Source organism: Oscillospiraceae bacterium, from assembly GCA_035353335.1.
Taxonomy (GTDB): domain Bacteria; phylum Bacillota; class Clostridia; order Oscillospirales; family JAKOTC01; genus DAOPZJ01.
This window is the reverse complement of sequence record DAOPZJ010000031.1, coordinates 22,385-31,494: the sequence shown is the minus strand read 5'-3', so window position 1 is coordinate 31,494 and position 9,110 is coordinate 22,385. Positions and strand designations below refer to the sequence as shown.

The following is a 9,110-nucleotide window of genomic DNA, read 5'->3' as shown; positions in this document are numbered from 1 at the left end:
AAAATTATTATATAAAATTTTACCGAAATGTCAATCTCTTCATTGTTGTACGAAAGTTTTGAAAAATAAATCCGGTTCCGATAAACGGGAACCGGATGAAACCTTTTATTCTTCCAGTAAAGGGCATAATTGATGGCGCCAAATCCAATCCGGATTGAATTCGCATCTCGCTGTCGTTTTAGCCCGGAGAACAGCATCGTCTCTCATTCGACCGATAATCCCGGTCGCATGTTCCTCCAGGTACGCGAATCGCGAAGGCAAATTATTTTCTTTCGTTTCGAATTCGTTATTCGGGGCGTCACATCGCAACATATATGCCCCGAGACGCTTTCCGAGCTCTTTAAGCGCCGAGACATCTTCATTTAAAATCAAAAGATTGCCTCTGCTCGCCGCCTCAAGCACTGTTAATCCGAGGGTCTCTGTAAAAAACGGGCAAATAAAGAGATTCGAAATCGTAAGCAGTTCAAGGAAACCGACTTTCGGAAAGCCCTGCGGCCAGCCGAAGTCGCTCGTAAAGACCATATTTTCATCTTCAAGCCCAAATAAACGCCCCGCTGTACGGATGTCGGGTTTATATTTCTCAGGGTTAGCGTCAATATCGGGAGAGTCGCAGAAAACAACTTTTGCCGTCAGTCCGGCCTTTTGCCGCAGCGCACCAGCAAGTGCAGCCACTTCTTCAATCTTTTTTACCGGAGTGATACAGCCCGGATATACAATCAAAATTTCAGGATTGAGTAAATCTGTCGTTTCGCAAAGTTGCCGGACATCCTCACTCATATAATCCGGTAAGCCAATGTTGTTATGAACAGCACGGCAACGGTTTTCCGATACACCGTATTGTTTTGCTAATGCGGGGATTCCGGAGTCCCAGGGATAGACATAAACCGTATTCGGCATCGGAGTGTACCGGCAAGAGAACGGATATTTTAATAACGGCGGCCTGTTCATCGGCAAAGACTGCGTGAAGGCGATAAATTTGACTTTCGCAAGATTTTCCTGGGCTCTGCGCAAAGCGACATTATGTACCAAGTACCTACCCTGAAAATGAATATCGTACATCATACAGATGTCTACATCCGAAAGAGCTGCCCTAAAGTCTTTCGCGACAATTTCCGTCTCGGCAAAAAAGGTTCCGTGTAACTCGCCTTTCGGCAGGGCATAATCATGCCACTGCATTCTTTTTCCGTCAAGTTGATTTGTAATTTTTACCCATCCAAGCCGATCATCAGCAAATATGCCCCATCTTTCTGCATCCGGACAGTCCTGACTGACCAATATTTTTGTCTTGATACCGGCGTGAAGCATCATTTTCAAATGCTCAGACACTACACTGACAAGCGGATTCATTTTGTCAAGTCCGGTGAACATCGTTAAAACAGCGACTTTCATCTTATTCCCTCCCGTTGCGTCTTGACCATTCATATGCGGAATGCGCCGCTTCCATGCGAAGCATTTCCCGGTTTCACCCGTGTAAAAAGCGGCCGGCGGTAATTGCTCCGCCGGCCGTAAGTCATTCGATTTTACCTATTCGAGGATATTGGACGTAATCATGTCCACGCCCCAACCAATTAATTCGGCCGCTCGGTCGGGATCGTCGACCGTCCAACAGTTGATTGTAATCCCCGCCTCTTTAAGCGCGGCGGTATTTTGCGCGTTGAGCGCATTGAAACAGATATCAAGACCTAGATCGTATTCCCGGAGGCGCGCAATCAGTTGGTTGTCGTATTCGCCGGTCAGAAACTGCGCGGTTTGTTTTGGATATCTCTTTCTCAAGCAGACGAGATTTTCATAGCTAAATGAGATAAAAATAACCCCGTTCATGTAGCCAAGTTCTTCGATTTCACCGCAGATGCGGCTGATGTCCGCTTCGTCCATGGCGTTTTTCAGTTCCAGAACGCCGACTTTGCCATATTTCTTATTGATATTGATATATTCGGAAAGCGTCGGGATACGTAAATCGCTTCGCCCTTTTAAACCGTCGCGATCCGTCAAAATCAATGAGCGCAAGGTATCGAAGGTCGATTTTTCAACCGCCAGATCGTCAACCGCAACTCTTCCGGTCGTGTCATCGTGTATTAAAACAAATTTGCCGTCGGCCGTCCTGTGGATATCCGTTTCAATGCCGAAATAGCTCCTGCTTCCCGCGGCGACGAAAGCCGAATTGGTGTTTTCGCGCTCAAGCCCGCTGACGCCGCGATGCGCGATCATCTTTGTTCCTTTTTTATCAATGATTTTAACGGTATCCATCGTTTTGCGCTTTCCTAAGATTCAAATAACAGCGACCTCCCCGATTCGGGGAGGTCGCTGTAAAATGGATCAGTATCTCTGCGTTGCGGTCTTTCCGATCGCTGCATTGGCTTCTATGAGAACCTGCTGGGCGCCGATTTGTTCCATTGCGGCAGCGTATTCGCTGAGTGCTTTCTGTACCGTGTAGTCCTTATTGCTGATGGCATTGACGAAGCAGGTGTGGAATGCAGTGGCGATGGCGGAAACGTTTTCATTGAATGCCTTGGAAACCGGGAACGAATATTTCAATTCCAGCTTTTGAACGCTCTTGGCATTCAAAGCCGTTGCCATCGTCTGTTTTTCATAATCGGCAGCCTCTTTTTTATGAATGCGTGTATTTTCATCATCATTGGTCAGAATTTCAAGGTTTTGAGAATTATATAATCCCTCTACGATTCCGACAAGATCAGGCGTATGCCGCGAGACGTAAACACCCTCGCCCGCCTCTTCGGAAGCGTCTTCATCCAACTTCATTTTCAGGGTGACCGAACCGTCGGAGTTTCTGACGGTGTTAGCCGCCAAACCAACGTGAGCCTCGAGGTAATTGGCTTCGGAGCCGTAGAGCAAATCGACGAAGAAATTGGCGGTCTCCGCAGGCTGAGCGGTTCCGTTGACCATTACATAAGCGCTTCCGTCAGGGAAAAGGACCTGCGGCACTTCGGCGCCGCTGTTTTTCAATGATGCGATTTCAGTATACAGCGAGGTGAGCTCGCTCCATTTTTCATCCGTTGTAGGCCATACGGAGGTCGATTCATAAATGACGTTTGCGGCAGCATACAAACCGAAGCCGTATTTTCCATCTCCGATGGTCGAATAGTAACTGCCGTACTGCCCGTTATCAAGAGCTTGCGAAACTTCGTCAGCTGCCTGATTGAAGAGATTCTGATCAATCGCTTTGATTTGATACAAATCACGCAGATATTGAAGCGCCTCAGCAGCCCGCGGCTGTAAAAATCCATCAATATAGGTTCCTGATTCCGGGTCGTACGCATAACCGAACTGGCCGGAGGAATCGATTCTTACGCCGAAGGCGTTGAAGATATCCAATGCCCACGACAAATCCGCATCACCGCATATTGCGGTGCCTTCGATGCCCGAATTTACAAACGCCTGCGCGTAATTTTTTAAACTGTCAAGGTCAGTCGGGGTTTGCAGCCCCAGCTGCTTCAGCCAATCAGTGCGGAATGAACGGGTTTTCATCGTATAAGTCAAGCTACTCGGGATTGCCCAGATATGCCCGTCGATCATATACATGTTTCGCATTGCTTCAGGCAGCGAGAGCCAAGCGGGGTTATCCGAGAGATATTCGTCCAGCGGCACAATCGCGTCGTTATTCTTAAAATACTGCACCGTGTCAAATGCGCGTCCGCTGACATAAACCATCCCGTGAATTTCCTGACTGTTCACCTGCTTCAACATCGAAGCGTATGTCTCATCGGTCGGGACGGTCACGGTAACATAGACTCCATAACGCTCTGTGATCGCATTGGTCCACTCATCCCGCTCGTCGGTGGTCAAGATCTCATCTCCGTTGTTATAAAAGAAAGCGGGAGACATGATTTCGAGGTCGGTAGGAAGCGAGAGATTTTCATGATTAAATTTCGGAACAGAGGTTTTTGAACCGCTTTTCGAACAGCCGGCAATCAAGACTGCGGCAACGAGAAAGACAGCGAAAATTCTTTTTGCCATGGTTTATGATCTGTCCTTTCTGGCAAGATACCACTTTAACATGGTCTCATTAAATCAAATCATTATGTATATCTGAATTGGTTTAGGTGATGAAATTTTGAAATAAACGATTTTAACGCAAGTCATTTACTAACTACCTGCGTTTTTCAGCCAACAGTTTTTTGATGCGGGCGGCGGGATCAATCAAGTCGCTCAGCGATCGGTCATAATTCAACGCATCGATGAGCAGGGCGATGTATTTCGACATATCAACTTCCTCATACCAAATACGAGATTTCAATTCGCCTGTGCGATAAGTGAGGTTTGTCGTAAAAACTTTTGAAATCTGTCCGGCGGCAAAAGCTTCGTCAAACCGTGTAATCCCTTCGCAGAACAATCCGAAGGTGGCAAAGACGAAAATCCGCTGAGCGCCCATCTCTTTGAGATGTTCGGCGATATCGAGAATCGAATCGCCGGAGGAGATGATGTCATCGACAATGATGATATCTTTACCGCTCACATTGTTGCCTAAAAATTCATGGGCGATGATCGGATTGCGCCCGTTTTCGATCCTGGAATAATCCCGCCGCTTATAATACATACCCAAATCGAGCGATAAAATCGAGGAATAATACATACAGCGGTCCATGCCGCCGGCATCGGGAGAGACAATAAGCGTGTGGTCCCGGTCGAGCTTGATGTCGGGGACCGCGCGGTAGATCGCTTTGATCATCTGATAATAAGGCTTAATATTTTCAAACCCGCAGAACGGCACGGCATTCTGCACTCTGGGGTCGTGGGCATCGAAAGTGATGATGTTGGAGACGCCGATATTCTGCAGTTCCTGAAGCATAATCGCACAGTCCAGCGACTCTCTCGCGACTCTTCGGTGCTGACGGCCTCCGTAAAGCACCGGCATGATCACGCTGATGCGGCGTGCTTTGCCACCGACCGCCGCGATGATGCGTTTCAGGTCGCCGTAGTGATCATCCGGGCTCATACGAGTCACGGTGCCATACATATTATAGGTGGTGCCGTAATCGCAAATATCGCACAAAATAAAAAGATCGTCCCCGCGTACCGACTGGTTGATCATCCCCTTGCTCTCGCCGGTGCCGAAACGCGGACAACACGCGCTGACGAGAAAGCTCTGCTCACTGCCGCGCCATTCCCTGATATATCCGTCGGCACGAGCGGCGATATCGCCGCAGCCCTGAAGAGGAATGATCCCCAGATTGCCGACGGGCATTGAAATTTCTTCAATCACACTGTTCACAATAACCACTCTCCGCTTCAATTTCGCTTATATTATACCCATTTTGCTCTCCTTTGTCAAGTTTGCCTGTCCACATTCAAATGTTTCGGAATCGGAATTGTTTCAACACGTCCAAATCTTCGCTTGGATTAAAAAAGCGGCCTGAAGGCCGCTTTTCTTAACTTCATTAATTTCTGTTGGACTGAATTTTCTGTTCGTAATCCTTGAGCAGCTCAATCCACTCGGCACCGACCGGAACTCCCCTGCGCACGCATAGCATATCCCAAACCGGGTTGATCGGAAGATTTTTGAATTCTTCCAAGAGCGCAAGCCGGGTCGTGAAGTCGTCATTTTCTTCAGCTTCCTCAAGCAGATGGCTGGGTTCACAGAGTGCCGCAAGCATCGCTTTGCCGGCTGCTCTCAGTCCGATGATCCAAGCCGCGACCCGGTTGATCTGAGCATCAAAATAATCGAGTCCGAGGGCGACATTGCCGAAATAATTTCCGCGCTTTAACTCAGTCATCAGACCGCTCAGCTCATCGCTTTGAATCAAGACGTGATCGCTGTCCCAACGCACGCCGCGGCTGATGTGCAGCATCACGCTCCTGACAGAAGGGATTACCGAGGTGAGTTTGTCTGCGACAGACTCAGTCGGGTGATAATGTCCGGTGTCCATTGTGACGCCGACGCCGTGTGCGGCAGCATATCCCAGATAAAACTCGTGCGAACCGACCGTAAAGCACTCGGTACCGATGCCGAAGAGTTTCCCCTCCAGCACGTCAACTACGTATTGATCGTCATATTTATCTTCAAAAATACGGTCGAGCGAATCGGAGAGCAGTTTTCGGTATAATTTCCGGTTGGCGGGCTGGTCTTTCAATCCGTCCGGAATCCAGATGTTATTCCAACAAGGCGTTCCGGTCGCTTTTCCCATCGCTTCGGCGATTGCTCTGGAGTTTTTGCCGACTTTGACCCAAAAATCACGCACTTCCTTATCCCGGGACGAGAGTGAAAAACCGCCCGCCATCATCGGATGCTTGAAAAAGGTCGGGTTGAAATCGAGTCCGTATCCGTTGCCGACCGCCCACGAAATCCACTTTTCAAAATCCTCGGCGGTGTATTCGTCGCGCTGCTTCTTGTTGTTCGGCTCTGCGTAGATGCTGTGCAGGTTCACACGATGTTTGCACGGCGACATACAAAACGCCGTGTCGATGTCGAGCCGCAGTTCATTGCCGTTTCGCGCCGCACCGGGGTAATTGCCGGTCACGACGTTTTCGCTGCGGATATTCCCGAGGTCTTCAAACCCGTTTACGTCGTCCCCCTGCCAGCAGTGCAGCGAAATCGGAATCGCAACGAACTTCTGTATGGCGGCATCGGTGTCGATACCGTAGGCCGAATAAACCGATTTAGCCAAATCATAAGCTTTTGAGATCTTTTCCCGGTCCATTTTGTACATCTTGATGCATCCTTTCAAATAGAACGATATCATATCCGAACTGATTGACTCCCGGTTATTGTCCGGCTATAATGATTTAAAACAGCGAAAACAGGAGGCGGCATATGGGCTTTCCCGTCAACGGCAAATCGGATCGGCTGTTAATCGGCAGTTGGCATTCCTTCGATCCGCGCTTGATCACAGAAGCAAAAATACAGGAACTGAAGGATTGCGGCGTCGACTTTATCCACACCTATTACGTCCAAAGAGAGGAGAATATCCGCCGGATCTGCGAACTATGCGACCGTGCGGACCTCTATTATCTGCCGATGGACGCCCAATTGTGCGGCGGTACGCCATATCTTCCGGCGACTTTTCCCGTGGACAGCGGAACCATTGAGGAAAAACTCGAAAAGCATCTGGAGCGCTATGCCCGTTTTCAATGTTACGCCGGAACGACGTTGATGGACGAGCCCTCTGCCGCAAACTTTAAGCATCTGAAAAATGTACGGGAGATCTATCGGCGGCTTGCTCCGGGAAAATGCGCTTTTATGAATCTTTTCCCGGATTATGCGCCAATATCGCTCCTGAACGGCAATGCAGCCGAAGGAGAAAACGAAAAGGTTCGGGATTACGGAGAATATCTTGACCGCTATATCAAAACCGTCTCACCGGATTTTTTGTCGATCGATTATTATCCCTTTTTGGAGATGCCCTCCGGCGGAGATCGGCTTGCGGCTTCTTATCTGAATAATCTGGACCATATCGCAGCGAAATGCCGTGAAACCGGGCTGCCCTTTTGGTTCTTCATCCAGTGCACGGGCTTCAATCACTATTATAAAATCCCGACGGAAACCGAAATCAATTTTCAAATGTATACCGCGCTTGCCTTCGGCATGCGTGTGCTCCAGTTGTTTTGCTATGTGACCCCTCCGAATGTGCACAACGAATATTTTTATTACGCCATGCTTGACCCCTACGGAAATAAAACGCCGATCTACGGTTCAGTACAAAACTTGATACGGCGCATCCGGCTGTTTGACGGCGCTTTTTGCCGGTATCGGAATACAGGGGTCATGCGCGTGGTCGGGGAGGATCAAAACTTCCGTCACACCTTTTCGGGTGTGCTTGAAAATTTTCCGCCGATTAAAAACGTGCACAGCACCAATTCAACATTGATCGGTTGTTTTGAACACGAGACGGAACCGGAAAAAACCGCTCTGCTCGTCACAAATTTCCGGCTGCCGGATGAAGGCGGAAGCAATACCGTTACCCTGCATTTAAATGCCGAAGCCGCGGTTGTCTATACGGACCATGCCGAGACCGTTGCCTTACCAAATGGTGTGATAAATCTTACGCTGCCCTCCGGAAGCGGCGCGTTCATTGAATTGAAGCCGTTCTGATAATAGGTATGGGAAAACGGGGGCGATCAAAACTTGCCCCCGTTATGGTTATTTTAGGTCGCGGTATCTCGTCACTCACAGACGTTACTCCCCGGATTTATCCTCCGTCGGATGCTCGACTTCGATTTTGGAATAAAGCCCACCCGCAAAATCGCTTCTGACAGGTCTTCCGACTGTGATTTTATCGCCGGTACTGATGGGTTTGATCGGGCGCTGCGCGTCTGTTCTGACAACCCGGGGCCCACGGTCATTCCGGTCATTTTTATCATTTCGGTCATTTCGGTCGTTCCGGTCATTCCGGTCATTTCGGTCATTCCGGTCGTTTCTGACAAAACCGGTTTGGCGCCTGTCATCGTGCCTGCGGAAATCGTCCCGTTTATCGATGCGTTCATATTTATCGCCGATTTTTTTCACTTTGGAAAGCGGTGCGATGATGACTCGCCGGCGGGGTTCTTCGCCTTCCGACCAGGATACCACATCCGGGCTCTCCTGAACAACTGTGTGTAAAATCATTCGCTCAAACGGCTTCATCGGATTCGCGACCGTGACATAGCCGCTTCCGTTGGCCTTATCGACTGCTCTTGCGGCATAGTCCTTCAGCGACTCGACCCGTTTCTCGCGGTAGCTGTTCAGGTCGACGTTAACGTGATAGCGGAAATCCGCATCGCGGTTGACCGCCAATGATACAATCGCCGACAGAGCGTCCAAAACGTCGCCGTGATAGCCGATTACAAAACCGACATCGCTTTCGGAAGTAATATTATAGGTGACGCTCTCTGCGTCTTTCTTAATTTCAACGTCATACTCTTCGACGCCCATCGCATTCAGAATCTCGCACAGATACTGTTCACCGACGGCTACTGCGTCTTCTTCGCCCTTCAGCAGCGTGACCTTTACTTGAGCATCGGTGGAACCGATACCCAAAACGCCCTTGCTGCCCCGGGAAATAATCTCGATTTGAACTTGATCTTCAGTCGCGTTCAGCTGTTTCAGCGCATTCGCAACCGCATCTTCAACAGTTTTACCCGCTGAGGTAACCTCTTTCATTTAAAAACGCCTCCGA

Annotated in this window: 7 protein-coding genes; 1 reads left to right on the top strand and 6 read right to left on the bottom strand. The window is 49.2% G+C overall.

All coding sequences use genetic code 11. The features are described from left to right. Nucleotides 1-105 precede the first annotated feature (105 nt). From PKH29_07845 to PKH29_07825, 5 genes are all read right to left on the bottom strand, one after another. Nucleotides 106-1,389 carry a glycosyltransferase gene (locus PKH29_07845; GenBank protein HNX14753.1) on the bottom strand — a complete coding sequence of 428 codons (1,284 nt, stop codon included), beginning with the start codon at nt 1,387-1,389 and terminating at the stop codon, nt 106-108. A gap of 135 nt (nt 1,390-1,524) precedes the next feature. Continuing rightward, nucleotides 1,525-2,247 (bottom strand): glycerophosphodiester phosphodiesterase family protein, encoded by a 723-nt coding sequence (locus PKH29_07840; protein HNX14752.1) that lies wholly within the window; start codon nt 2,245-2,247, stop codon nt 1,525-1,527. 69 nt (nt 2,248-2,316) lie between these two features. Continuing rightward, entirely contained in the window at nt 2,317-3,975 is a 1,659-nt protein-coding gene (locus PKH29_07835) for a hypothetical protein (GenBank protein ID HNX14751.1), read from the bottom strand. 133 nt (nt 3,976-4,108) lie between these two features. Next, a complete protein-coding gene (locus PKH29_07830; protein HNX14750.1) occupies nt 4,109-5,203 on the bottom strand; it encodes a ribose-phosphate pyrophosphokinase in 1,095 nt (364 codons plus the stop codon). A 193-nt stretch (nt 5,204-5,396) separates the two neighbouring features. Beyond that, entirely contained in the window at nt 5,397-6,665 is a 1,269-nt protein-coding gene (locus PKH29_07825; protein ID HNX14749.1) for an L-rhamnose isomerase, read from the bottom strand. Nucleotides 6,666-6,769: 104 nt separating this feature from the next. Here PKH29_07825 and PKH29_07820 point away from each other — a divergent pair, with 104 nt between their 5' ends. Beyond that, entirely contained in the window at nt 6,770-8,047 is a 1,278-nt protein-coding gene (locus tag PKH29_07820) for a hypothetical protein (protein HNX14748.1), read from the top strand. An 84-nt stretch (nt 8,048-8,131) separates the two neighbouring features. Here PKH29_07820 and jag read toward each other — a convergent pair whose 3' ends face one another. Next, nucleotides 8,132-9,094, bottom strand: coding sequence for an RNA-binding cell elongation regulator Jag/EloR (gene jag, locus PKH29_07815; GenBank protein ID HNX14747.1), 963 nt, complete (start codon nt 9,092-9,094; stop codon nt 8,132-8,134). Nucleotides 9,095-9,110 lie beyond the last annotated feature (16 nt).